Origin of the sequence: Sphingobium xenophagum NBRC 107872 (genome assembly GCF_000367345.1) — a bacterium.
Lineage (GTDB): Bacteria > Pseudomonadota > Alphaproteobacteria > Sphingomonadales > Sphingomonadaceae > Sphingobium > Sphingobium xenophagum.
The window spans coordinates 42,230-65,117 of sequence record NZ_BARE01000023.1; the positions used below are offsets into that span (position 1 = coordinate 42,230).

A 22,888-nucleotide genomic window follows, 5' to 3' on the forward strand; every position below is an offset into this window, starting at 1 on the left:
GGGCCGGGGGTGGGGGCTGTCGGTTGAGCGCCTCGCTCAATTGGATGGCTTCGCTCACGACATGCGTCGTGATCCCACCGAACCGGAAAAACGCTTATGGACTCGTTTGTCCCGTTCCCAACTCGGTGGCCATAAATTCCGCCGCCAATCAGTCATAGGCCCGTTCATTGCCGATTTCTTTTGTCCGCAAAAGGGGTTGGTCATCGAAGTGGATGGCGACACACATGATATTTTGGCGGACCTCAAGCGCGATGCAGCATTGAACAGGCTTGGCCTTTCGGTGCTGCATGTCGGCAATGCAGATGTGATCAGCAATCTTGACGGGGTGTGCGAAACGATCCTGCATCGGCTTGAACAGGCTCCGGATCGTTGGGCATACCCCCACCCCAACCCCTCCCCTGAAGGGGAGGGGCTTTCTCCCTCTCAAGGAACAGAATTTTGAGCGACGAAGACGATATTCAGGATGCCCTCGCGGATTTTGCGGAGGATGTTGGCAATGGCCAGTCATGGACCGCCGCGATCCGCATCCTGACTGAGGATTATGAGCTGGAGGAAGGCGAGCTGGAACAGCGCGCCCGCGCCGATTTCGGCGATCTCGACACATTCGAGGCCGACAGCCGCGCCGCGCTGGACAAGGCGGACGCCGCCATGACCGAGAAGCTGCGCAAGGACAAGGCGTTCCACAAGGCGAAGGCCCCCAACCTGGCCCGCATGGGTCCGGTCAGCGAATTCGTGGTGGCGCTGCTCGAAAAAGGGCCGCCGGAAGAGAATGTCGACTGGTGGCCCTATATGCCGATCAAGCGGCATATCGACACGCTGTTTCCGGCGCCCGGTGACGTGCGGGACATGGCCTTCTGGACCGCCCGCACGCTCCAGCGCGCGCACGAAGGATAAATGATGCTGACGATCGACCAACTGACCAATGAAATTGACGGCAAGGCGATCCTGAAAGGCCTGTCGCTCCAGATCAACGCGGGGGAAATCCACGCGATCATGGGGCCGAACGGCGCGGGCAAATCGACGCTGGCCTACACGCTGGGCGGCCGTCCCGGTTATGAAGTGACCGGCGGCACCGCGACGTTCGATGGCGCTGACCTGTTCGATCTCGACCCGCATGAACGCGCCGCCGCCGGCCTGTTCCTGGGCTTCCAGTATCCGGTCGAAATCCCCGGCGTCTCCAACCTCCAGTTCCTGCGCGAAAGCCTCAACAGCCAGAAGCGCGCGCGCGGCGAAAAGGAACTGAATGGCGGCGAATTCATCCGCCTCGCCAAGGAAAAGGCCGCTTTGCTCGGCCTCGACATGGATATGCTCAAGCGCCCGGTGAATGTCGGCTTTTCGGGCGGCGAAAAGAAGCGCGCCGAAATGGTGCAGATGGGCATCCTCGATCCCAAGCTGGCGATCCTCGACGAAACCGACTCCGGGCTGGACATCGACGCGCTCAAGATCGTGGGCGCTGGCATCAACGCGATCATGCGCAAGCCCGAAAAGGCCGTGCTGCTCATCACCCATTATCAGCGCCTGCTCGACTATGTGAAGCCTGACTATGTCCATGTGCTGGCTGGCGGGCGGATCGTGAAGTCGGGCGGCCCGGAACTGGCGCTCGAACTGGAACGTGAAGGCTATTCTGATGTGGTTGGGGCCGAGGTGGTCGGATAACGGAATATCTGTCCTATCGCGGTGAAATACGAGATAATATACTTAAGTTACAAAGGCTTATACCGAAAACACCGTGCATATGGACGAAGTTGGACGAGTTTGAACCGCAAGGCATTGAAAACAAAGCGATGAACATGTTGGACCTTCCCACCCGCCGCGACGAAAGCTGGCGTTATAGCGACCTTTCGGCGCTCCAGAGCGTCTGGCCGCTGCCCGCGCCGGTGCGAATCGACGTTGCGGCGGGCGAAGCGGCGCATCACCATCTGTTGCAGGACGCAGCCGATGGCGCGACGGCGGTGCATGATTATGTCGTGACCGTGGCCGATGGCGCGCGCTGCGATTTTCACGTCCTCAACATTGGCGGCCAGCTGGGGCGGGTGACGATCGACGTGACGCTGGGTCGGGGCAGCCATTTCGAGCTGGGCGGCGCCATTCTGGGCAGCGGTGATCAGACGTTGGAAATCGTCACCAGCGTCACCCATGCGCAGCCCGACGCGACCAGCGGCCAGACGATCCGCTCGATCCTGAGCGAGCGCGCCACCGGCAGCTATCTCGGCAGGATCGCGGTCGCCCGCGACGCGCAGCGCACTGACGCCTTCCAGTCGGTCAAGGCCATGTTGCTGGATCGCACCGCGACCGCCAATGCCAAGCCGGAACTGGAAATCTATGCCGACGACGTGAAATGCGCCCATGGCGCGACCGTAGGCGAACTGGACAAGGCAGCGCTTTTCTACATGGCCTCGCGCGGGATGGACCCGGCGACCGCCAAGACGCTGCTGTTGCGCTCCTTCGTGGCGGGCGTGTTCGACAGCGTGGCGGACGAGGCGGTGAAGGACAGGCTCGAAGCGGCGGCGATCGCCAAGCTGGAGGCAATGGTATGAACGCTGTTCCATCCCACTCCGTCATCCCGGACTTGATCCGGGATCCAGGGCGGCACGCATGGTGTGGGAGACTCTGGATGCCGGATCACGTCCGGCATGACGAGGAAGGTAAAATCCTGTGAGCGTCATCGCCCCCGAACGCCTGTCGCTCCGCGCCGATTTCCCCGGCGTCCTCGACTGGCATTATCTCGACAGCGCCGCCACCGCGCAAAAGCCGCAGGCGGTGATCGACGCCATCGCCCGCGCCTATGGTCCCGACTATGCCACCGTTCATCGCGGCGTCTATGCGCGGTCCGCCAACATGACGCTCGCCTATGAATCGGCCCGGCGCAAGGTGGCCGGTTTCATCGGCGCGAAGTCAGACAGCGAAATCGTCTATGTCCGCGGCGCGACCGAAGGGATCAACCTGGTCGCGCAATGCTGGGCGGGCGAACAGCTGAAGGCGGGCGATCGCATCCTCCTGTCCACGCTGGAACATCACAGCAATATCGTGCCGTGGCAGATGGTGGCGGAAAAGGTCGGCGCCCATATCGACGTCGTGCCGCTGACCGATGATGGCCGGATCGATCTTGACGCGATGCGCGCGATGATCACGCCCCGGCATCGCATGGTCGCGCTCGCCCATGTGTCCAACGTGCTGGGCAGCGTGCTGGATTGCCGCCGCGCCGCCGACATCGCGCATATGGTCGGCGCGCGGATATTGATCGACGGTTGCCAGGCCGTGCCGCGCCTCGCCGTCGACGTTCAGGCGCTCGATTGCGATTTCTACGTCTTTTCCGCACATAAACTCTACGGCCCGACCGGCATCGGCGTGCTGTGGGCGCGGCAGGAACTGCTCGACGCCATGCCCCCCTATCAGGGCGGCGGATCGATGATCGACAAGGTGACGTTTGAAAAAACGACCTACGCCCCCGCGCCGACCCGGTTCGAAGCGGGAACGCCCCACATCAGCGGCGTGATCGGCCTGTCGGCGGCGATCGATTATGTGCATGCGATCGGGCTGGACGCCATCCACGCGCATGAATGTGCGCTGGTGGCGCAGGCTCGCGCGGCGCTCGACAATCTCAACAGCGTGCGGGTGTTCGGGCCGGACGACAGTGCGGGCATCCTCTCCTTTGAAGTCGAGGGGGTGCATCCACACGATGTCGGCACCATATTGGACGAAGCAGGCGTCGCGATCCGTGCCGGGCATCATTGCGCCCAGCCGCTGATGCGCCATCTGGGCGTGGAGGCGACCGCACGGGCCAGCTTTGGCATTTATAGCGATCAGGGCGACGTCGATGCGCTGGTCGCGGGTTTGGAACGGGTAAGGAAGATCTTCGGATGACCGAGGCGAACAAGATCGTGGTGGAAGAGGTAGAGGCCGTTGACGCCCCGCCCAAGGCACGAGTGGAAGAAGCGCCGCGCCAGCGCGACTATCTGGACGGCTTCCTCGCCGCCAAGCCCGCCGAAAGCCCGGCGGGGGAGCCGGGCGGCGATGTCTATGATGGCGTCATCGACGCGCTCAAGGATATTTTCGACCCGGAAATCCCGGTGAACATCTACGATCTGGGGCTGATCTATGGCGTCGATGTGTCGCCCGACAATCATGTCGTCGTCACCATGACGCTGACCACGCCGCATTGCCCCGTCGCCGAATCCATGCCCGGCGAGGTCGAACTGCGTGTCGGGGCCGTCCCCGGCGTCGGCGATGCGCAGGTCAATCTGGTCTGGGACCCGCCATGGGATCCGGCCAAGATGAGCGATGAGGCCAAGCTGGAACTGGGGATGCTGTGATGACGACCGAGACCAAGACCCGCGCCCGCCCCGCCGCCGTCACGCTGACGGCCAGCGCCGAACAGCGCATCGCCGACCTGATGGCCAACGCGCCGGAGGGGACGATCGGCGTCAAGCTTTCCACGCCCCGGCGCGGCTGTTCGGGTCTGGCCTATTCGGTCGATTATGTGAGCGAGGAAGCCAAATTCGACGAGAAGATCGTGACGCCCGGCGGCACCTTCTACATTGACGGCGCGTCGGTGCTCTATCTGGTCGGATCGACGATGGACTGGGTGGAGGATGACTTCACCGCCGGCTTCACCTTCGCCAATCCCAATGCCAAGGGAGCCTGCGGCTGCGGCGAGAGCTTCACGGTCTAGTCTCTGTCTCCGTTCGTTTCGAGCGAAGCCGAGAAACGGTGCACAGGTTTCTCGACCTTGCCTGTCCTGAGCGCCTGCCTTGGCAAGCAGTCGAAGCGCTCGAAACGAACGGAGGAGTATATTGCCTCATCTGTTGATCTTTGGCCTTGGCTATACCGCGTCCCGGCTGGCCGACCGCCTGCGATCGGATGGCTGGCGCATCACCGCCACCCGCCGCCATGCCGACGCAGACACGCTGGCCTTCGATGACGAACCCGCCGTCCGCGCGGCAATCGCCAGCGCCACCCATATCCTCTCCTCCGTCCCGCCCGCGGGCGACACCGACCCGGTGCTGGCCCGCTACGGTACCGCGATAGCCGCCGCACCAGCGCGCTGGATCGGCTATCTCTCCTCCACCGGCGTCTATGGCGACACGCGCGGGGCGTGGGTCGATGAAGCCAGCCCGGTCGGCACCGGCCGCCGTACCGCCAGGGCGCAGGCTGATCAGGCATGGGGCGCGTTGCGGCCTGATATGCGCCGTTTCCGCCTGCCGGGCATCTACGGTCCGGGCCGTTCGGCGCTGGACCGGGTGCGGGCAGGGAAGGCGCATCGCATCGACCTGCCCGACCAGATTTTCAGCCGCATCCATGTCGATGACATTGTCGCGGGGATCATGGCTTCGTTCGATGGGCCGCCGGGCATCTATAATCTGGCCGACGACCTGCCCTGCGCGCAAAACCGGGTGATAGAGGCCGCCTGCGACATGCTGGGGATGGCCCATCCGCCCCTGCTGACGCTGGAACAGGCCGCGTTGTCGCCCATGGCGCTGGCCTTTTATGCAGAGAACCGCCGCGTCGCCAATGGACGCGCAAAACGCCTGCTGGGCTGGTCGCCACGTTACCCGACCTATGTGCAGGGACTTGCCGCCTGCGACTCGACGGGTGCGTGATTCGGTTCGGCGCAAAGGCGGGCCACCGATTACCACTTGTTAACCACAGGGGCGCGATAGCGGGCTATCACTTGTCGGGACAGACTGATGGATCGCATCGACCATATTTTCGGCACGCTCAGCCAGCGGATGAGCAGCATGAAGCAACCCTGCCGTGCGATGCCAGCATCCGAACCGCTTTCCAGCCTGATCGACAAGGTCAACGCGGCCAAGCAGCGCTATCAGCCCGGCATGGGCCGTTAAAAGCTCAGGGTTCGCCCTTCGATTCCAGCATCCGTCGCTCGGCGAACCATTGTTGCAGCCTCTGGGCCGCACAGCCGGTAAAGCCGTTGCTGCCGATCACCGAACAACTGCCCGGCAGGGTCTGGCGCTGGACCTGTTCCATCGTCGCCACCTGGCTGCCCCAGCCGGGACCACCAGCGACCGCCGGCTTTTCACGCAGCTTCTTGGGGATGCGGTAGCGCTCGGCTTCTGGCCTGCGCGCGCACACCACGATTTCGCTGTCATCCTTGCCCTTGGGGCAGGGATCATCGCCATAGACGATCAGGTTGAAAATACGGTCGGGCGGCGGTTCAGGCTGCGCCAGCACGGGCGTCGCCGGGATCAAAGCCGCCCCCATCAAGGCCAGGGACATAGACAGACGCATCATCGGAAAATCCTTCATTCGCCCCTGTCATTGCCCGCCTTGCCCGAAAGCGGAGACTCCTTGTCCAGACGCCGTTCGGCGCCCGGACCCGTCAGGGTTGCGATGCGGGCGCCGTATCCTTGGCCTTTTCCTCCGCCACGACCCGCGCTTCGATCGCTTCGCTGTCGGCGTCGATGGTGGACAGGCGCTTGGCGCGCTCGGCTTCTACCAGATCCTTCCAGCTGGCATTGTCGAGCGCTTGCCGTTCCGCCTTGGCCAGCCGCGCCAGCTGCGCGAAGCAGCCGGTTGCGCCGCCACCGCCGACTGGCGAGCAGCTTTCGGTGCCGGACCGGCCGACATATTCCATCGATCGCACCCGCTCGCCCCAAGCCTGCTTGCTGGGTTCATTGGGATCGCCGCGTAGCGGTTCGGGGATGCGATAGCGCTCTTCCTCCCCCTTGCGCGCGCACACGACAATGTCGTCGCCCTGGCTTTGCGGACAGGCATCGTCGCCATAAACGATGACAAGGTTGACCTTCTCCGTCGTCGGCGCGGCCGCCGCGGTGGGCGCGCTTGACGGCTGGGCCAGTGCGGGGCCGGCAGCGCCCATCAGCAACAGCGCGGCGATCATCGGTATCCTGGTCATCCGTCGGTCCTTTTCAGATGCGCTTCGACAGCGCGATGGCGGCCCGGCATCCCAAACGAATGGCGCCCGACAAGAGGGGGTAGGCAGGGGCTTGCTGCGCTCCATGCGCCAGCGCGGCATCGCGATGCTCGACTTCCTCTGCCTGAAAATCCGCGATGGCGGTGGAGAGTTCCGGATCGTCGCTGCCCAATTGCACTAATTGTTCGCCATAGTGGCGGTCGATCTCCGTCTCGATCGCGGCGGTACAGGCCATGGCGGCCTTGGGACCGATCGCCGCCGTCACCGCACCCAGCGCAAAGCCCGCCACGTTCCAGATCGGCGCCAGCGCGGTCGGTCGTACGCCGCGTCGGGCGATCATGGCGTCGAACGTCTGGCGGTGGCGCTCTTCCTGCGCGGCCATGCCCGCAATGATGCGGGCATCAGGATGCCGATCGCCCATCACGGCAAGCTGCCCGGCATAGATGCGGGTCGCGCCGAACTCACCGGCCTGATCGACCCGCAGCATCGACGCGCGATCGGCGGGCTTGGGACGGCGACCCGGTCGAGGAAAATCCTGCTTCGCGCTCATGCATTGCGTCCTTTGCGTCCCAACAACGCCAAGATGGCGAGTGCGCCACCGACCGACAAGAGGCCGTTATAGCCCGCCAGCGATATGCCCAGCAGGCTCCATGGCGCAACATCGCAGCGGGTGATGGGCGTCGCCATGATCTGGGTCAATATGTCGGCCGCATTGCCGCCGGTCGGCGATGTGGAGCAGGCAGTCAGCCCTTCCCACCAGCCATATTCGACCCCGGCATGAAACAGGCCGATGGCGCCGCTTATGGCGATGGCGATGGCCGCCAGCGTCGTGAACATCGCGCTGGTCCTCGGATTGCCCTTTGCCGCAAAGGCCAGCAGCGCCAGCGCGATCGCGGCCATATGCGGATAACGCTGCCACCAGCACATTTCGCACGGATGCAATCCGCCCACATATTGCGACACATAGGCACCGCCCAGCAGCGCCACGGGGATCAGCAGCGCCAGGGCGCGAGCGAGGGGAAGTTTGCTCATCATCCCCGCTTAAACCCCCAGGCACCTTTCGTCATGCTGAACTTGCGGGATTCCCACACCATCCGCTCAGGGCGAACGGGAATGACAGGGAACCCCTTACTTCGCCCCCGGCTTCCTGGCCGCAGCCTGCGCGATGGTCGCGCCCGGCGTGCTGGCCAGGCGGCCAATCGTCTTGAGCGCATAGTCGAGCTGGAAATCCTCGACGCCCTTCTTCTTCAATTCCTCCGCCGACATGGCAAAGCGCGGATCGTCCTTGGCATCTTCCTCCAGCGTCTTGTCGTCGGTCTTGATCTCGTTGATCAAATGGCGGCGCAAGTCGCTTTCGCGATATTTGGGGCGGTTCTTGTAATCGGGGTCGGACAGCTGCGGGACGCGGATGTCGGGCTGGATGCCCCCTTCCTGCACGCTGCGGCCCGAAGGCGTATAGTAACGCGCCGTGGTCAGCTTGAGCGCGGTGGTGTTCGACAGCGGCAACATCGTCTGCACGCTGCCCTTGCCAAAGCTGCGTTCGCCCATCACCAGCGCGCGATGCTGGTCCTGCAACGCACCGGCGACGATTTCGGATGCGGACGCCGATCCTGCATCGACCAGCACAATCACCGGCAGACCCTTCGCATCGTCACCAGGCTTTGCATAATAGCGTTCGACATCGCCCTTGGCCCGGCCGCGCTGCGATACGATCTCGCCGCGTTCCAGGAAAGCGTCGCTGACTGACACCGCTTCATCCAGCAGGCCACCGGGGTTGGAGCGCAGGTCCAGCACATAGCCGGTCGGCTTGTGGCCCAGCGACTTGTCGATGCTGCGGATTGCCTGCCGTACATCGGCACCGGTATTGGCAGAGAAGCTGACGATGTTGATGACGCCGATGCCGTTCTTCACTTCCCATTTCACCGGCTTCAACTGAATGATCTCGCGCGTCAGCGTCAGGTCGATCGGCTTGTCGCGTCCGGCCCGCACGATCGTCAGCTTCAGGCTGGTACCCGGTGCGCCGCGCATCTTGTCGACCGCTTCGTCCAGTGTGCCGCCATAGATCAGCTGCCCGTCGATATGGGTGATATAGTCGCCCGCCTTGATCCCCGCGCGCCAGGCCGGGGTATCCTGCGTCGGCGCGATGACCTTGACCGCGCCATCCTCCTGCGTGACCGACAGGCCCAGGCCGCCATAGCTGCCCTCTGTCTGGGTCCGTAGATTCTGGAAATCGCGCGCGTCCAGGAAGCTGCTGTGCGGGTCCAGGCTGGCCAACATCCCGTCGATCGCGCCCTTGATCAGCTTTTCATCGTCGACTTTCTCGACATAATCGCTGCGGACCTTCTGGAACACGTCCATGAATTCGTCGAGCGCCTTGTAGCTCGACGCCTCCCCATCGGCGAGCGCCGCGGTGGTGGCGGGAATGAGCGCAAGCGCCCCGAGCGCAAGTGCGCCCTGGAGGAAGGTGGATTTCATGGTTGTCCTTGATTCCGGCATCTACGATCCATCATAAGCCGATTCGCGTCCCGACGCAAAAGCGCGCTTCGACGAATGTTGCGCAGGGTCGATGAGCGTCAGGTTAATGGGCGCGCGATCCTCATCCCAGCCCCACCAGCGGCACGATGTCCACCGGACGGCCGTTGCGGCGCAGTTCGATGGTGATGGTCGGGCGGCCGGGGCCGGTGATGGCGACCGGCTCGCCCTGCCGCACGCTGTCGCCCACTTGCGCGGTAACGCGATGCAGGCCGGTGATCAGCGTGGTCCATCCCTGGCCATGGTCGATGATCAATATCTGGCCATAGCCGCGATAGGGCCCGGCAAAGGCGATGCGTCCGGCGGTCGGCGCGACGGCCTGCGCCCCCGGCTGCGTCACCAGCGTCAGCCCGCGTGACCGGACGCCGCCATCATTCACCTCGCCCATGCCCGTGACCAACTGGCCTACGACGGGCAGGCGATAGGGCGGCGGGCCGCGCATCGCCACGGCCCGGTCAGGGGCAGGGGCGCCGGTCTGGTCGGGGCGAGCCGGGCGCAGCAGCGGACCAGGCAGCGCAGCGAGCTTGTCGCGCAGGTCGCCCGCTTCCTCCAGCCGGTCCATCAGGTCCACAATGTCGCGCGCCCGCTCGCCCAGCGCCAGCGCCCGCTCGCTCTCCATCCCCGCATTGGTGCGATAGTCGCGCGCGGCCACCCGCTTCTGCGCCTCCAGCGCGGCGAGTTGGGCCTGTCTTTCCTTGCGCTGTTGCTGGCTGCTGGCCAGAGCGTCGGCCGCCTGTTGCGCCGTCGCGCGCAGCGCCCGGCTGCGTTCCAGCTCGGCGCGCAGCCCGGCGGTACGCTGGCGGATCACCGGGAGTATCTGCCCCAGCACCGCGCGCATATGCACGGCATCGGTGATCGAGCCGGGCTGGACCAGCGCCAGCGCCAGCGGGCGGCGCGCCATCATCTGGAGCGCGGCGGTCAGGCGCACGACCGGTTCCTGCTTGGCCGCCAGCCGGGCCGCCTGCGCGCGCTGCATCCGCGCGACGATGGCGATGCGCGCCTGTGCGCCCGCTATGTCGGCTTCGGCCTGCTGGATGCGCGCGGCGATCGCGGCGGCGCGGCGGCGCGCCTGCTCGGCCTCGTCGCGCGCTGCGCTCGCCTGCTGGTCGAGCCGGGCGGAGCGATCGCGCGCCTCGTCCGACTGGCGGCGCGCGGCCTTCAGCGCGGCCTGTTCCTGTTGCAATGTGGTGCCGGCGGTGCCGGGCAGGATGATGGCGTCGTCATCGGCGGCGGGCAGGCGCGACGCGGCCAGGACGCCAAGGCCCGCCATCATCGCCATCATGATCCCGCCCCGTGTCACCCGCCTATCCTTCGCGATGATAGGGGTGGTTGGCAAGGATGGAGCAGGCCCGCCACAATTGTTCGGCCAGCATCGCGCGGGCCATCATGTGCGGCCAGGTCATATTGCCAAAGGCGATCAGCAGGTCCGCATTCGCCCGTTCGGCGTCGTCGAACCCGTCCGCCGCGCCGATCAGGAAGCGACATTCGCGCGTTCCCGCGTCGCGCCAGCCTTCGATCCGCCGGGCAAAGTCCATGGAGGATAGCTGTTTGCCCTTTTCGTCCAGCATCACCGTGACGGTGCCGGGCGCCTGCGGGGGCAGCTTGCCGCCCCGATCAGGCATTTCGGTGATCTTGTGCGGCATGGTCAGCCGCTTGACATAGCGGTCGACCAGTTCGGCTTCGGGCGACCGCCCGATCTTCCCGCGCGCAATGATATGGAGGAGCATTCAGCCTTAATCCGTTCACCCTGAGCGAAGTCGAAGGGTTCGGCTGAGCCGCAGGCGAAGCCACTTCGCTACGCTCAGTGGAAGGCTTCGGCTTCGCTCAGCCCGAACGGCGTCGGGTTATGCCGTCCCCGCCACTGGCGCGTCGACAAAGCCCCACATCCGTTCCAGATTGTAGAAGCTGCGCACTTCGGGCCGGAACAGGTGGACGATCACATCGCCCGCGTCGATCAGCACCCAGTCGGCGACCGGCAGCCCTTCGATGCGGCACGAACGGCCCGTGCCTTTCTTGACCCGCTCGGCCAGATGCTCGGCGATCGCCGCGACCTGGCGCGACGAACGACCGCTCGCAATCACCATATAATCGGCGATGCTGCTCTTGCCTTCGAGGGGGATGGAGATGGTTTCCTGGGCCTGGTCGTCGTCGAGCGACTGCATGACGAGGGCGTGCAGGGCGGCCACGCTATCGGCCGCTGCGGCCGTATCGTTGGCAATAAGGGGTCTGGTCAAAAAAGCTCCATTCTAGACGATCAGCCGACGCGTGAGCGGGTCCCGCACACGTGCATGTTCATATTCGCGATGCCAGAGGGGGTTCGCCTGCCGAAACAGGGTCGCCGATCTTGGATCAGGGCGAAAGCGCAATAGCACGAGCGCCGGCGGTCTCCAATTCGTCCAGCCTGCTTTCTGGCAAGCGGGCAGGACGAAGCGCCGCAGCCAGTTCATGGCCACAGAGCCACGAGCAGCACCATCATAGCCCGGACGGGCGATCACGGCAATGGGCATTTGACGCGCTATGCCGCGCCAGTCCCTCCACTGGCTGAACTGCGCCAGATTATCGGCCCCCATCAGCCAGATGAAGCGGTTGCGCGGGTAGCGGCGGGTCAGCGCGCGCAGCGTGTCTGCCGTGTAGCGCGTGCCCAGTTGCGTCTCGATCGCGGTGGCGCGAATCGGGGCGCGCCGCGCGACCTTGCGCGCATGGGCCAGCCGGGCGGGCAGGGGCGCCATGCCTGCGCGGGGCTTCAGCGGATTGCCCGGCGACACCAGCCACCATATCTCGTCCAGTCCCAGCGCCTTTGCCGCGAACAGCGAAATCGCGCGATGCCCGCCATGGGCCGGGTTGAAGGAGCCGCCGAGCAGGCCGATGCGTGTCATAGCCCCGCCATGCCATCTGGCGCGGGTCGCTGCAATCGCACTGCTGCTCGGTCAGGGTGCGGCGGCGATCCCCCAGGGCGCGGTCCCGACGGCGATCGTCGCGCTCACCTGCGCCTTGGCCAGATCGATGACCGATACCGAATCGGACAGGCCATTGGCTGTATAGGCTTGGGTGCCATCGGCGCTGACCGCGACATGCCAGACCCGCTTGCCCACGGGCACATAGGCGCGGACTTTGCGGGTCGCGACATCGACCAGCGCGACATGATCGGCCCGACCCAGCGCGACGATAGCGGTCCTGCCATCGGGGGTGAAACGGATGCCGCACGGCAGGATGCGATGCGCCGGGACGCCCGGTATCTCGAACCGCAGCGTCTCGCGCACCGCACGGCTTGTCGTGTCGATGATCTGGACTGTGCCGCCAATTTCGGCCGCGACCCATAATTGCGCGCCGTCGGCGGTGAATTCGACATGGCGCGGGCGCTGGTCGGTCGGGGTTTCGGCGACCATCTGGCGCGTGCCAAGGTCGATCCAGTTGACGACATTATCCTCTTCGGACGTCACTGCCACCCACTGGCCGTCCGGGCTTTGCGCCACCCCTTCCGGCTCGCCGCCGACATCGACCTGAAAGGCGACGGTGCGGCTGGCCAGGTCTATCGCCGTCAGCGCGGCATTATCCTCATTGGCGACGAACAGCGTCCTGCCGTCGCGGGAGAGGGCAAATTGCTCCGGGTCTTGCCCAGATGGCAATTCCGCGACCAGCTTGCCGGTTGCGCGGTCGATCACCTGCACCGCATGGTCGGTGCTGGCGCACAGATAGAGGTAGCGACCATCCTTCGACAGGGTGATGCCGCGCGGGCGGCCGCCCACGGCCCAGGTCGCCGTCACCTGCCCCGACGCGGTATCGACCACGGACACGCTGTCCCCGCGCTCGTTGGAGACATAGAGGGTTTCCCCGTGCGCGGCGGCGGGCAGCGCCAGCCAGACGGCCCCGACGGCAATGCCGATGCGCTTCATATCCTGATCCTCTCACCGCTATGGCCGCCATCCTATCGGCTGGTAACGATCGACGGGATTGTACCAATGGCCAATGGGCCGCGCGCCTGCCTTAGCCGATATTCCGGTCAACGAGAATCCGCGTGAGAGGATGACGCATATGAAACTGGGACGGATCGCGCTGCTGGGCGCCATTGCCACGCTGGGCATGACCGGGGCGAGCGCGCTGCTGGCGCATGGCGACGTTACGCCGCAAGCAGTCGACACGAGTGCGCTGCCGGAGATTGGCGAAGCCTGGCTCGAAAAAAACCCCTATAGCGGCAACGCCAAGGCGATCGAGATCGGCCAGTCGGCTTATGGTCAAAATTGCGCGCGCTGCCATGGGCTGGATGCGGAATCCGGCGGCATCGCGCCGGACCTGCGTTATCTGGAGGAAGGCGAATCCGGCGATCAATGGTTCGCCGAACGCTTCCGCCACGGCTCCAGCCATGACGGCAAGGTCTATATGCCGCCCTTTGGCGACGTATTGGGGCAAAAGGCCGGCTGGGCCATCCGCGCCTGGCTTGAAACCAAACATGAGGGATAGGGCGATGCTCACCCGTCGCGCCTTGATTGGCGGGGCGGGTGTGGCGCTCGCGCTGGCCGCGGGCCGCGGCGGCGCGGCTCCGTTGGCCAAGGTCAAGGCGCTCGGTACGTTGCGCGTGATCGTCTATCAGGACAACCGGCCCTGGTCGTGGGAGGAGGGCGGCAAGATCGTCGGTCTGGACGCCGACCTGGCGCAGGCGATCGCGAGCAGGCTGGGCGTGCGCGCCGATGTGGCCCAACTGGTCGCGGACGAAAGCGCCGATGACGATCTGCGCAACGGCGTGTGGAAGGGCGGCTTGCTGGGCTTCATGCCCGGCGACCTGATGCTGCATGTCCCCTTCGACCGGACCTTCGCGGCGCGCAATGATCAGGTTGCGATCATCGCGCCCTATTATCGCGAGAGTTTCGCGCTGGCCGGTTCCGGCGGCGCGGTCGCGCTGGAAGGGATGCCGACCGAGTGGCGCGGCCGCAAGCTCGCCGCTGAACTCGACTCCATCCCCGACTTCTATCTGACAGGCTCTTTCGGCGGCGTGTTGGCCAAGGATGTTGTCCATTATCCGACCGGATCGGCGGCGGTGGCGGCGGTATTGGCCGGACAGGCGGACGCCGTGCTGGCGAGCCGGGCGCAGATCGAACACGGACTGCACGGTGCGGGCGCTGGCCGCGTCACGCTGCGCAAGGGGCCGCTGCCCGCTTTCACCTCACCCGGTTGGGACATCGGCATGGCGGTCAAGGAAAATAGCCGCACGCTGGGCGACGCGGTGGAGGAGATCGTTACCGCCATGGCGGCAAGCGGCGAGATGAAGGCGTTGTTCGCGCGCTACGGGGTCAACTGGACCGCGGCCAACGCCGCAGGCTGAGCGCGGACCGCCAATATCCCGACCCAAGGTCTAATTGTCGCTGATCGGGAGCGACATAGTCTGCACAGAAATCGTGGGGCCGAATGCGCCCGATTAAACAGGGAGGATAGTTATGAAAGGACCGATCATGCGGGCGCTGTCGGGCGTCGCTGCGATGGCAATGGCGATGGGGGCCGCGCCGCTGGTGGCGCAAAGCGGGCCGACCGATGCCGATCTGATGAACGACGCCAAATCGACGGGCGACGTGCTGACATATGGCATGGGACCGCAGGCGCATCGCTTCAGTGCGCTCAACGCGATCAACAGCGGCAATGTGTCGAAAATGGTGCCTGTCTTCTCCGCCTCGCTGGGTGGTGAAAAGCAGCGCGGCCAGGAAGCGCAGCCGATCGTCTATGACGGCACCATCTACGTGACCGGCAGCTATTCGCGCCTGTTCGCCTTCGACGCGCGCACTGGCGAGGAAAAATGGCAATATGACGCCCGCCTGCCCGATGGCATCATGCCCTGCTGTGACGTGGTGAACCGGGGCGCGGCGATCTATGGCGACAAGATCATCTTCGCCACGCTCGACGCGCGCCTCGTGGCGCTCAACCGCCTGACCGGCAAGGTGATCTGGAACAAGCAGATCGCCGACTATAAGGAAGGCTATAGCGCCACCGCCGCGCCGCTGATCGTCAACGGCATGGTCATCACCGGCAATTCGGGTGGCGAATTCGGCGTGGTCGGCGCGGTCGATGCGCGCGACGTCAACACTGGCGAGCTGATCTGGCACCGCCCGGTGATTGAAGGCCATATGGGCACGCTCAATGGCAAGGATAATGGCATCACCGGCAAGCTGAACGCCAGCTGGCAGGGCGACCAGTGGAAAACTGGTGGCGGCGCGACCTGGCTGGGTGGCACCTATGATCCTGAAACCAACCTGCTCTTCTTCGGCACCGGCAACCCTGCGCCGTGGAACAGCCATCTGCGTCCCGGCGACAATCTCTACACCGCATCCACCATTGCGATCGACCCGGCCACCGGCGTCATCAAATGGCATTTCCAGACCACGCCGCACGACGGCTGGGATTTTGACGGCGTCAACGAATTCATTCCCTTCGACGCCACCATCAACGGCAAGCCGATGAAGCTTGGCGCGAAGGCGGACCGCAACGGCTATTTCTTCGTGCTCGACCGCACCAACGGCAAGTTTGTCAGCGCCAGCAAGTTCGTGATGCAGACGACCTGGGCCGATGGCTTCAACAAGAATGGCAAGCCGAATTACATCGTGGAAGGCCGTCCGCCGGCACCGGGCGATGCAAAGGGCAAGCCGGTATTCGCCTCGCCGTCTTTCCTGGGCGGCAAGAACTGGATGCCGATGGCCTACAGCCATGACACCGGGCTTTTCTATATCCCGTCCAACGACTGGGGCATGGACATCTGGAACGAGCCCATCGCCTACAAGAAGGGCGCTGCCTATCTGGGCGCGGGCTTCACCATCAAGCCGATTGCCGAAGATCATATCGGCGTGCTGCGGGCCATGGACCCCAAGACCGGCAAGATCGTGTGGGAATATAAGAACAAGGCGCCGTTGTGGGGCGGGGTGCTGACGACCGGGGGCAATCTGGTGTTCACCGGCACGCCCGAAGGCTATCTGAAGGCCTTCGATGCCAAGACCGGCCAGGAATTGTGGAAATTCCAGACCGGGTCCGGCGTGGTCGGCTCGCCTGTCACCTGGGAACAGGATGGCGAACAATATGTCGCCGTCATGTCCGGCTGGGGCGGCGCTGTGCCTCTGTGGGGCGGCGAAGTCGCCAAATCGTTCAAGGACATCAATCAGGGCGGCGCGCTCTGGGTGTTCAAACTGCCAAAGTCATAAGGGAGAGAGTGTCATGATCGTCATGGGACGTGGCAGCTATGCAATGCAGGCTCCGGTACTGCCGCCTTGCGCTTTGCGGCTTGCCACATCCCATGACTTGGTCGATCATTTGGGCCAGGGGCAGGATATGGGCCAATATATGGGCGGCGAAGCGATCATGGAACGCGTGCTGATCGTCGATGACCATCCGCTGGTGCGCGACGGTTTGCGCAGCGTCATCGCGATCAGTTTCGACAATATCGAGATTTTCGAGGCGGCGACCCTGGACGAGGCGATCGCCACGCTGGAAAAGCAGGATAATTTCGATCTCATCCTGCTCGATCTCCACATTCCCGACGTGCGGCGGCTGGATGGTCTCAAGCTGCTGCGCGATCGCTTCCCGATCCTGCCGGTGGTGATGGTGTCGGGGGCGTTCGACCGCGCGATCGTGCAGGAGGCGCTGGCCGCCGGCGCGGCCGGGTTCATCCCCAAATCGCTCAAGCGCAGCGCCATTGTCGACGCCTTGCACCGGGTCGTGTCGGGTGAAATCTACCTGCCCGAAACCATGGGGGAAGGGGCAGCGCCGTCCGCCGACGAAGATGACATCACCCGTCGCATCGACAGCCTGACGCCGCAGCAGAAGACGGTCCTTGGCCATCTGGTCAACGGTCGCCTCAACAAGCAGATCGCCCACGACCTCAATGTGTCGATGACGACGATCAAGGCGCATGTATCGGCGATCCTGCAAAAGCTGGGCGTGCTCAGCCGCACCCAGGCAGTGATCAAGGCAAACCGGGTACATTTCCGCGCCGACTGACCCGGCACGACCTTCCATCTATTTCAGCATCGTCCGCAACAGCGCGCGCAACTGTGCAGGCTTGACCGGCTTGCTCAGCAGCGGGATGCCGCAGGCGTCCAGGCGGACCTTCAGATCCTTGCCGCGATCGGCCGAAATCATCACCGCAGGCACCGGCCCGCCGAAATGGGCGCGCAGCCGGTCGATCACATGGTCGCCCGTCTCCCCGTCATTCAGATGATAGTCGATCAGGATGATGTCAGGCTTGGCGTCATCTGTGAACAGGGCGGTCGCATCGGCAAAGCCGCCCGCCGTCCGCACACTGCATCCCCAGCCGCCGAGCAGGGTCGACATGCCGGTCTGGATCGCCCGTTCATTGTCGATCACCAGCACGTTGAGGCCCCGCATCGTGCGATCGCGCCCGGATATGTTCGGCTCGCTGTCGGGATCGGTCACCGGCTCACCCGCCGGCAGGCAAATCGCAAAGGTCGATCCACGACCGGGCGTCGATTCGAGCGTGATCGGATGGCCCAGCATGTCACTCGCCCGCTTGACTATGGCCAGGCCCAGCCCCTTGCCGCTGGTGCGGGTGTCCAGCCGGCGAAACTCCTCGAACACCAATGCCTGCTTGTCGAGCGGAATGCCGGGGCCGCTATCGGTCACGCTGATGCGGACGCCGTCCGGCCCGCTTTTGCAATCCACCCGAACCGATCCCTGCTGGGTATAGCGCAGCGCGTTGGACAGGAAATTCTGCAGGATGCGTCGCAACAGCCGGATGTCGGATTGCACCCATGCCGGTTCGCTGGCGATCACCAGTTCCAGCCCGCCAGCGCGGGCCATCGGGGCAAATTCGACGCGCAGCGTGTCGAGCAGTCGGTCTAGCCGGAAATCGCCAACCTCCGGCTGGATCGCGCCTGCGTCCAGACGGCTGATTTCCAACAGAGCCTCCAGCAGATCCTCGACCGAATCCAGCGCCGTCGACGTCTGGTTGACCAGCGCGCGGGTCGGCAGCGCCAGTCGCCGGTCGCCCAGCGCGGCGACAAACAGCCGCGCGGCGTTCAGTGGCTGGAGCAGGTCGTGGCTGGCGGCGGCCAGAAAGCTGGTCTTGGACAGGTTGGCCTTTTCCGCCGCGGTCTTGGCGTCGCGCAACTGTGCCTCGATCGCGCGGCGTTCGGCGATCTCTGTCTCCAGTTCGGCTGTCCGCTCGGCCACCCGGCGTTCCAGCGTCTCGGCCGTTTCCTGCAGGCCTGCCTGCGCCCGCAACATCGCGGTGACGTCGGTAAAGCCGATTACCTGCCCACCCCGTTCCAGCGCAGTGCTGCGAAGCTCGAAGCTGCGCGTCCCGGCATGGACCAGCGCGTGGCGCGGATCGCCGCCGGGCTGGTCGCCCCGCCAGTCCAGGCACCCTTCATCCGCCATGCCCAGATGCTCGCGGCACCAGGCGACCAGCGCGCCATGGCTGCCGCTTTCCTGCGCCCAGCCGCCGGGCAGGTCGAGCAGATGCTGGAGCGCATCGTTCCACGCCGCCACGCGCCCCTGCGCGTCGAACAGGCAGACGCCTTCGGACAGATTGTCGAGCGTGGATTGCAGGATCAGGTTACGCTCGGCCAGTTCCAGCGCCCGGTTGCGGGCGTCCTGCGCCTTCACCTCGGTAATGTCGGTATAAATGCCGACAATACCGCCTTCGCTCGTGCGCAACTCGTTGATCTGGACCCAGCGGCCATCCGACAGCGCCTGCACATGCCCGCCGTCCGCAATGCTGTGGCGCGCCAGCCGGTCCGATACCCAGCGGTCGGGCGCAACCAGCGATCCGAGCGCGTGATGATGCGCGGCGGCGAGCCGGACAATCTCGTCGAAAGACTGACCTTGGCGGATCTGGTCGGCAATTTCGGGCCAGAAACTCAGATAGGCCTCATTGAAGAGGACCAGCCTGTCCTCTGCATCGAACAGGACAAAGCCCTCATTGATCGAATCGATCGCGTCGCGCAGCCGGGTCTGGGCTTCCTCGGCGGTTGCATGGGCCTGGGCCAGCTCCGCATTGGCGGTGGCCAGCCGGCCCAGCGCATCCTCCAGTTCGCCCGTCCGCTCCCGCACCATGGCTTCCAGCGTGATCGCGGTCTCGAACATCGAAAAGGCATTGCCGACCATATCGCTCGACCGTTCGACCCGATCGATCAGCGCGGCATTGATCTTGCGCAGCTTGCGATTGTCTTCCCGCAACCTGTCCAGTTCAGTGTCGGTTTCCGCCCGCTGGCTCATTTTCCGATCGCAAGTCCGCTAAAGGTCTGGTTGACGTGCAGCGCATGATATTGTTCGCCATAGGTATTGAAGCCGATGACGCGATGACGGCCATAGAGTTCGGATACGGCCCGGCTGATCTGCCGCTGTTCGGCGTCGATCCGGTTCAGCACGCAATCGAACGCTATAATCCGGTCGACCGTGCCGACTTGGGCGGCAATGTCGGTGAACATCGCCTCCATCCCCGCGATCCGGTCCACCGGCTCACCCACGGTCAGCACGATGCCTTCGTCGATCGCGCAGTAGAAGGTCAGGCTGCCGTCCGGGTTGGCGCTCTGGATCGAGCGGACATGATAGTCCCCGCCTGCCCGCACCATCGGCGGATGGGCGGCGTAGAAGGCCAGGCCCAGCGCTTCCCCGGCATGGCCCGCCAGCCGCAGATATTCCTGCGCAGCAGGCTCGGCATTGATTTCGGTGACGATCCGGTCCTGCGGGACAGCGCCCGTCACCACCATCTTGGCCGCGCCAGGGCGATAATGCTGCCCTTTGAACACATGGATCGGCCGGGGGGTGGACAGGATGGCGATCACGGCGGCGCGATGGTGGAAACGGCCGCCGTGGAAGATCGCTGTTTCGCGGAAATCGAGTCCGTCGCCTGACGATCCGCCGATCAGCGGCACATCGCCCAGCGCATCCTGGATCGTCATCGTCAGCAGTTCCTCGCGATGGGACAGGCCATCGACCAGAAACAGCGCGACATGATTGACCCGGTCACCCAGATGGCGGCTGTCGCGCTCCGCCACCGCTGCGAGCGATCGGATGGCTTCCCGCGCTGCGACCGGATCGAAGGCATCGATATCGTCGAAACAATGGGACACCATATGAAAGCTGGCGGCCGGAAAGCCGATGACGCTCAGGCTATCCTCGTCATAGCCCTGCTCGGTCAGTTCGCCCGAACTGGTACAGCCGATCGCGACCCGCTGTTCGCCATGGCGGTTCACCGCACGGGCCAGCGCGTCGCGATCGAAACGGTGCGAACAAAATAGCAGCATGCCGGCCAATGGTGAATCACCCATGGCATGGGCGACTTGCGCCATCGCATCGGCCGGATCAGGCATGTGGCTCGACGCAAAGACAATATCCGCCGCCTCCACACTCATTTCGCTCTCTCCCATCGCATTCCCCTTTTTCTTAGGGGTTATGCACTGTGCTGCGCATTTGTCACGTCAGGCGATGGCGTTGCCTCTTGGTGGATCGCCGGCCGCTTCCAGCAGGGCGTTTTCGTCGTCGGTAAAAATGCGCGACCGGACGATGAAGCGCATCCCTTCCGGGCTTTCCAGCGACATGCCCGCGCCGCGCCCTGGCACAATGTCGATCGTCACCTGGGTATGGCGCCAATATTCGAACTGGGCCGCGCCGATCCATACCGGCACATCGCCCCCGACATGCCCCAACAGCACGTCCTGCGCGCCCACCTTGAATTCGCCGCGCGGAAAGCACATTGGCGCGGACCCGTCGCAACAGCCGCCCGACTGGTGAAACATCAGCGGCCCATGCCTGTCGGTCAGCTGCGCGATCAGCGCCAGCGCTGCATCTGTCGCCAATATGCGGGGCGGAAGCGGGTTCGTCACAGCCAGGCTTTCCTTTACAAAAAGGGGCGGACGTCCGTTGGGACGCCCGCCTGGGACGAAGGCGCTTACAGGGGAAAGGCAAGCGCCTTCGTTGCGACCCTTTAGAAGAAGCCCAGCGCCTTGGGGCTGTAGCTGACCAGCAGATTCTTGGTCTGCTGATAATGGTCCAGCATCATCTTGTGGTTTTCGCGGCCGATGCCCGACTGTTTGAAGCCACCAAAGGCGGCATGGGCCGGATAGGCATGATAGCAGTTGGTCCACACCCGACCGGCCTGGATGCCGCGGCCCATGCGATAGGCGCGGCTTCCATCGCGCGTCCACACGCCTGCGCCCAGACCATAGAGCGTGTCGTTGGCGATGGCGAGCGCTTCGGCCTCATCCTTGAAGGTGGTGACGGCCAGAACCGGACCGAAAATCTCCTCCTGGAATATCCGCATCCTGTTATGCCCCTTCAACACCGTCGGGGTGACATAATAGCCTTCGCTCAGTTCGCCATCCAGCTGCGCACGCGCGCCGCCGGTCAGCAATTCTGCGCCTTCGGCCAGACCAATCTCGATATAGGAGAGGATCTTTTCCAGCTGGTCGTTCGACGCCTGCGCGCCGATCATGGTCGCCGGGTCGAGCGGGCTACCCTGCTTGATCGCCTTCACGCGCGCAATCGCGCGTTCGATGAACTTTTCGTAGATCGATTCCTGGATCAGTGCCCGGCTGGGGCAGGTGCACACTTCGCCCTGATTGAGGGCGAACATCGCAAAGCCTTCCAGGCACTTGTCGAAATAATCGTCGTCTGCATCCATCACGTCAGCAAAGAAGATGTTGGGCGACTTGCCGCCCAGTTCCAGCGTGACGGGAATCAGGTTTTCCGACGCATATTGCATGATCAGGCGGCCGGTCGTCGTTTCGCCGGTGAAGGCGATCTTGCTGATCCGCTTGTTGCTGGCCAGCGGCTTGCCCGCTTCGACGCCAAAGCCGTTGACGACGTTCAGCACGCCGGGCGGCAGCAGGTCGCCGATAATGTCCAGCAGCACCAGAACCGACATCGGCGTCTGTTCGGCGGGCTTCAGCACGATGCAATTGCCTGCCGCCAGTGCCGGGGCCAGCTTCCACACCGCCATCAGGATCGGGAAGTTCCAGGGAATGATCTGGCCGACCACGCCCAGCGGCTCGTGGAAATGGTAGGCAATGGTGTCATGATCGATCTCGCTGATCGACCCTTCCTGGGCGCGAACGCAGCCTGCAAAGTAGCGGAAATGGTCGATGGCCAGCGGAATGTCGGCATGGGTCGTTTCGCGGATCGGCTTGCCATTGTCGATCGTCTCGGCCATCGCGATCAGGTCCAGATTGGCTTCCATCCGGTCGGCAATCTTGAGCAGGATGTTTGAGCGTTCCGTCGTGGAGGTCTTGCCCCAGGCATCCTTCGCCTTGTGCGCCGCGTCGAGCGCCAGCTCGATATCCTCGGCCGTTCCGCGCGCGATGGTCCCGACGACCTGGCCCGTCACGGGGGAAATATTTTCGAAATAGCCGCCCTTGACCGGGGCGACCCACTGGCCGTCGATATAATTGTCATACTGGTTGCGGATCAGCGTCTTGCCGGTAAACCGCTCCATCGCCTGCTGCAGCATCGTCCTACTCCTGTCCTGTCGAAATT

The 22,888-nt window shown here is 64.4% G+C and carries 27 protein-coding genes; 13 read left to right on the top strand and 14 right to left on the bottom strand.

Features of this window, described 5'->3' with window-relative positions; translation table 11 throughout:
* Positions 1 to 40 precede the first annotated feature (40 nt).
* The 9 genes from SX1_RS23800 to SX1_RS24515 all read left to right on the top strand — a co-directional run bounded on the left by SX1_RS23800 (position 41) and on the right by SX1_RS24515 (position 5,843).
* Positions 41 to 442, top strand: a complete 402-nt coding sequence (locus tag SX1_RS23800) for an endonuclease domain-containing protein (protein ID WP_255209746.1) — start codon at positions 41 to 43, stop codon at positions 440 to 442.
* Positions 439 to 894 carry a hypothetical protein gene (locus tag SX1_RS11955; protein WP_019053173.1) on the top strand — a complete coding sequence of 152 codons (456 nt, stop codon included), beginning with the start codon at positions 439 to 441 and terminating at the stop codon, positions 892 to 894. The genes SX1_RS23800 and SX1_RS11955 overlap by 4 nt, the downstream gene beginning before the upstream one ends.
* Positions 895 to 897: 3 nt before the next feature.
* Complete coding sequence (gene sufC, locus SX1_RS11960; protein ID WP_026002477.1) at positions 898 to 1,656, top strand: Fe-S cluster assembly ATPase SufC; 759 nt, start codon at positions 898 to 900, stop codon at positions 1,654 to 1,656.
* A gap of 128 nt (positions 1,657 to 1,784) precedes the next feature.
* On the top strand, positions 1,785 to 2,537 hold the full coding sequence (locus SX1_RS11965; protein ID WP_026002476.1) for a SufD family Fe-S cluster assembly protein: 753 nt from the start codon (positions 1,785 to 1,787) through the stop codon (positions 2,535 to 2,537).
* 118 nt (positions 2,538 to 2,655) lie between these two features.
* Positions 2,656 to 3,864: a cysteine desulfurase gene (locus SX1_RS11970; RefSeq protein ID WP_019053174.1), complete on the top strand. Its 1,209-nt coding sequence runs from the start codon at positions 2,656 to 2,658 to the stop codon at positions 3,862 to 3,864.
* Entirely contained in the window at positions 3,861 to 4,313 is a 453-nt protein-coding gene (locus SX1_RS11975) for an SUF system Fe-S cluster assembly protein (RefSeq protein WP_019053175.1), read from the top strand. Before SX1_RS11970 ends, SX1_RS11975 begins: the two co-directional genes overlap by 4 nt.
* Positions 4,313 to 4,672: a HesB/IscA family protein gene (locus tag SX1_RS11980; RefSeq protein WP_019053176.1), complete on the top strand. Its 360-nt coding sequence runs from the start codon at positions 4,313 to 4,315 to the stop codon at positions 4,670 to 4,672. Before SX1_RS11975 ends, SX1_RS11980 begins: the two co-directional genes overlap by 1 nt.
* A 121-nt stretch (positions 4,673 to 4,793) precedes the next feature.
* Positions 4,794 to 5,600, top strand: coding sequence for a Rossmann-fold NAD(P)-binding domain-containing protein (locus SX1_RS11985; protein ID WP_026149706.1), 807 nt, complete (start codon positions 4,794 to 4,796; stop codon positions 5,598 to 5,600).
* An 87-nt stretch (positions 5,601 to 5,687) separates the two neighbouring features.
* A complete protein-coding gene (locus tag SX1_RS24515) occupies positions 5,688 to 5,843 on the top strand; it encodes a hypothetical protein (RefSeq protein ID WP_017183582.1) in 156 nt (51 codons plus the stop codon).
* 4 nt (positions 5,844 to 5,847) lie between these two features.
* Here SX1_RS24515 and SX1_RS11995 read toward each other — a convergent pair whose 3' ends face one another.
* From SX1_RS11995 to SX1_RS12040, 10 genes are all read right to left on the bottom strand, one after another.
* Positions 5,848 to 6,264: a hypothetical protein gene (locus SX1_RS11995; RefSeq protein ID WP_019053178.1), complete on the bottom strand. Its 417-nt coding sequence runs from the start codon at positions 6,262 to 6,264 to the stop codon at positions 5,848 to 5,850.
* Positions 6,265 to 6,337: 73 nt separating this feature from the next.
* Positions 6,338 to 6,871, bottom strand: coding sequence for a hypothetical protein (locus tag SX1_RS12000; RefSeq protein WP_019053179.1), 534 nt, complete (start codon positions 6,869 to 6,871; stop codon positions 6,338 to 6,340).
* Positions 6,872 to 6,884: 13 nt separating this feature from the next.
* Positions 6,885 to 7,439, bottom strand: coding sequence for a demethoxyubiquinone hydroxylase family protein (locus tag SX1_RS12005; protein WP_017183579.1), 555 nt, complete (start codon positions 7,437 to 7,439; stop codon positions 6,885 to 6,887).
* Positions 7,436 to 7,921, bottom strand: coding sequence for a disulfide bond formation protein B (locus SX1_RS12010; RefSeq protein ID WP_026149708.1), 486 nt, complete (start codon positions 7,919 to 7,921; stop codon positions 7,436 to 7,438). The genes SX1_RS12005 and SX1_RS12010 overlap by 4 nt, the downstream gene beginning before the upstream one ends.
* Before the next feature lie 96 nt (positions 7,922 to 8,017).
* Positions 8,018 to 9,364, bottom strand: coding sequence for a S41 family peptidase (locus SX1_RS12015; RefSeq protein ID WP_019053181.1), 1,347 nt, complete (start codon positions 9,362 to 9,364; stop codon positions 8,018 to 8,020).
* A gap of 121 nt (positions 9,365 to 9,485) precedes the next feature.
* Positions 9,486 to 10,703 carry a murein hydrolase activator EnvC family protein gene (locus SX1_RS12020; protein ID WP_019053182.1) on the bottom strand — a complete coding sequence of 406 codons (1,218 nt, stop codon included), beginning with the start codon at positions 10,701 to 10,703 and terminating at the stop codon, positions 9,486 to 9,488.
* 22 nt (positions 10,704 to 10,725) lie between these two features.
* A complete protein-coding gene (locus SX1_RS12025) occupies positions 10,726 to 11,148 on the bottom strand; it encodes a 23S rRNA (pseudouridine(1915)-N(3))-methyltransferase RlmH (RefSeq protein WP_017183719.1) in 423 nt (140 codons plus the stop codon).
* Between the two features lie 117 nt (positions 11,149 to 11,265).
* Complete coding sequence (gene rsfS, locus SX1_RS12030) at positions 11,266 to 11,655, bottom strand: ribosome silencing factor (protein ID WP_017183718.1); 390 nt, start codon at positions 11,653 to 11,655, stop codon at positions 11,266 to 11,268.
* Between the two features lie 12 nt (positions 11,656 to 11,667).
* On the bottom strand, positions 11,668 to 12,297 hold the full coding sequence (locus SX1_RS12035; protein WP_019053184.1) for a nicotinate-nucleotide adenylyltransferase: 630 nt from the start codon (positions 12,295 to 12,297) through the stop codon (positions 11,668 to 11,670).
* Between the two features lie 51 nt (positions 12,298 to 12,348).
* Entirely contained in the window at positions 12,349 to 13,314 is a 966-nt protein-coding gene (locus SX1_RS12040; RefSeq protein WP_019053185.1) for a PQQ-dependent catabolism-associated beta-propeller protein, read from the bottom strand.
* A 139-nt stretch (positions 13,315 to 13,453) separates the two neighbouring features.
* Here SX1_RS12040 and pedF point away from each other — a divergent pair, with 139 nt between their 5' ends.
* The 4 genes from pedF to SX1_RS12060 all read left to right on the top strand — a co-directional run bounded on the left by pedF (position 13,454) and on the right by SX1_RS12060 (position 17,392).
* Entirely contained in the window at positions 13,454 to 13,879 is a 426-nt protein-coding gene (gene pedF, locus SX1_RS12045; RefSeq protein ID WP_026002500.1) for a cytochrome c-550 PedF, read from the top strand.
* 4 nt (positions 13,880 to 13,883) lie between these two features.
* Positions 13,884 to 14,738: a substrate-binding periplasmic protein gene (locus SX1_RS12050; RefSeq protein WP_019053186.1), complete on the top strand. Its 855-nt coding sequence runs from the start codon at positions 13,884 to 13,886 to the stop codon at positions 14,736 to 14,738.
* A 112-nt stretch (positions 14,739 to 14,850) separates the two neighbouring features.
* Positions 14,851 to 16,596 (top strand): methanol/ethanol family PQQ-dependent dehydrogenase, encoded by a 1,746-nt coding sequence (locus tag SX1_RS12055; RefSeq protein ID WP_019053187.1) that lies wholly within the window; start codon positions 14,851 to 14,853, stop codon positions 16,594 to 16,596.
* A 13-nt stretch (positions 16,597 to 16,609) separates the two neighbouring features.
* Entirely contained in the window at positions 16,610 to 17,392 is a 783-nt protein-coding gene (locus SX1_RS12060; protein WP_019053188.1) for a response regulator, read from the top strand.
* 18 nt (positions 17,393 to 17,410) lie between these two features.
* Here SX1_RS12060 and SX1_RS12065 read toward each other — a convergent pair whose 3' ends face one another.
* The 4 genes from SX1_RS12065 to adh all read right to left on the bottom strand — a co-directional run bounded on the left by SX1_RS12065 (position 17,411) and on the right by adh (position 22,862).
* Entirely contained in the window at positions 17,411 to 19,630 is a 2,220-nt protein-coding gene (locus tag SX1_RS12065; protein ID WP_019053189.1) for a hybrid sensor histidine kinase/response regulator, read from the bottom strand.
* Complete coding sequence (locus SX1_RS12070) at positions 19,627 to 20,769, bottom strand: FIST N-terminal domain-containing protein (RefSeq protein WP_026149710.1); 1,143 nt, start codon at positions 20,767 to 20,769, stop codon at positions 19,627 to 19,629. Before SX1_RS12070 ends, SX1_RS12065 begins: the two co-directional genes overlap by 4 nt.
* Positions 20,770 to 20,835: 66 nt before the next feature.
* Positions 20,836 to 21,240: a DUF779 domain-containing protein gene (locus SX1_RS12075; RefSeq protein WP_019053191.1), complete on the bottom strand. Its 405-nt coding sequence runs from the start codon at positions 21,238 to 21,240 to the stop codon at positions 20,836 to 20,838.
* A 101-nt stretch (positions 21,241 to 21,341) separates the two neighbouring features.
* Positions 21,342 to 22,862: an aldehyde dehydrogenase gene (gene adh, locus SX1_RS12080; RefSeq protein ID WP_017183708.1), complete on the bottom strand. Its 1,521-nt coding sequence runs from the start codon at positions 22,860 to 22,862 to the stop codon at positions 21,342 to 21,344.
* Between the last annotated feature and the right edge of the window lie 26 nt (positions 22,863 to 22,888).

Excerpts from the sequence above, each read along its gene's own strand:
- sufC (WP_026002477.1), top strand. The coding sequence starts at position 898 with ATGCTGACGATCGACCAACTGACCAATGAAATTGACGGCAAGGCGATC.
- SX1_RS11965 (WP_026002476.1), top strand. The coding sequence starts at position 1,785 with ATGAACATGTTGGACCTTCCCACCCGCCGCGACGAAAGCTGGCGTTAT.
- SX1_RS11975 (WP_019053175.1), top strand. The coding sequence starts at position 3,861 with ATGACCGAGGCGAACAAGATCGTGGTGGAAGAGGTAGAGGCCGTTGAC.
- SX1_RS11980 (WP_019053176.1), top strand. The coding sequence starts at position 4,313 with ATGACGACCGAGACCAAGACCCGCGCCCGCCCCGCCGCCGTCACGCTG.
- SX1_RS24515 (WP_017183582.1), top strand. The coding sequence starts at position 5,688 with ATGGATCGCATCGACCATATTTTCGGCACGCTCAGCCAGCGGATGAGC.
- SX1_RS11995 (WP_019053178.1), bottom strand. The coding sequence starts at position 6,264 with ATGAAGGATTTTCCGATGATGCGTCTGTCTATGTCCCTGGCCTTGATG.
- SX1_RS12000 (WP_019053179.1), bottom strand. The coding sequence starts at position 6,871 with ATGACCAGGATACCGATGATCGCCGCGCTGTTGCTGATGGGCGCTGCC.
- SX1_RS12005 (WP_017183579.1), bottom strand. The coding sequence starts at position 7,439 with ATGAGCGCGAAGCAGGATTTTCCTCGACCGGGTCGCCGTCCCAAGCCC.
- SX1_RS12010 (WP_026149708.1), bottom strand. The coding sequence starts at position 7,921 with ATGAGCAAACTTCCCCTCGCTCGCGCCCTGGCGCTGCTGATCCCCGTG.
- SX1_RS12015 (WP_019053181.1), bottom strand. The coding sequence starts at position 9,364 with ATGAAATCCACCTTCCTCCAGGGCGCACTTGCGCTCGGGGCGCTTGCG.
- SX1_RS12020 (WP_019053182.1), bottom strand. The coding sequence starts at position 10,703 with ATGATGGCGATGATGGCGGGCCTTGGCGTCCTGGCCGCGTCGCGCCTG.
- SX1_RS12025 (WP_017183719.1), bottom strand. The coding sequence starts at position 11,148 with ATGCTCCTCCATATCATTGCGCGCGGGAAGATCGGGCGGTCGCCCGAA.
- SX1_RS12035 (WP_019053184.1), bottom strand. The coding sequence starts at position 12,297 with ATGACACGCATCGGCCTGCTCGGCGGCTCCTTCAACCCGGCCCATGGC.
- SX1_RS12040 (WP_019053185.1), bottom strand. The coding sequence starts at position 13,314 with ATGAAGCGCATCGGCATTGCCGTCGGGGCCGTCTGGCTGGCGCTGCCC.
- pedF (WP_026002500.1), top strand. The coding sequence starts at position 13,454 with ATGAAACTGGGACGGATCGCGCTGCTGGGCGCCATTGCCACGCTGGGC.
- SX1_RS12050 (WP_019053186.1), top strand. The coding sequence starts at position 13,884 with ATGCTCACCCGTCGCGCCTTGATTGGCGGGGCGGGTGTGGCGCTCGCG.
- SX1_RS12055 (WP_019053187.1), top strand. The coding sequence starts at position 14,851 with ATGAAAGGACCGATCATGCGGGCGCTGTCGGGCGTCGCTGCGATGGCA.
- SX1_RS12060 (WP_019053188.1), top strand. The coding sequence starts at position 16,610 with ATGATCGTCATGGGACGTGGCAGCTATGCAATGCAGGCTCCGGTACTG.
- SX1_RS12065 (WP_019053189.1), bottom strand. The coding sequence starts at position 19,630 with ATGAGCCAGCGGGCGGAAACCGACACTGAACTGGACAGGTTGCGGGAA.
- SX1_RS12070 (WP_026149710.1), bottom strand. The coding sequence starts at position 20,769 with ATGAGTGTGGAGGCGGCGGATATTGTCTTTGCGTCGAGCCACATGCCT.
- adh (WP_017183708.1), bottom strand. The coding sequence starts at position 22,862 with ATGCTGCAGCAGGCGATGGAGCGGTTTACCGGCAAGACGCTGATCCGC.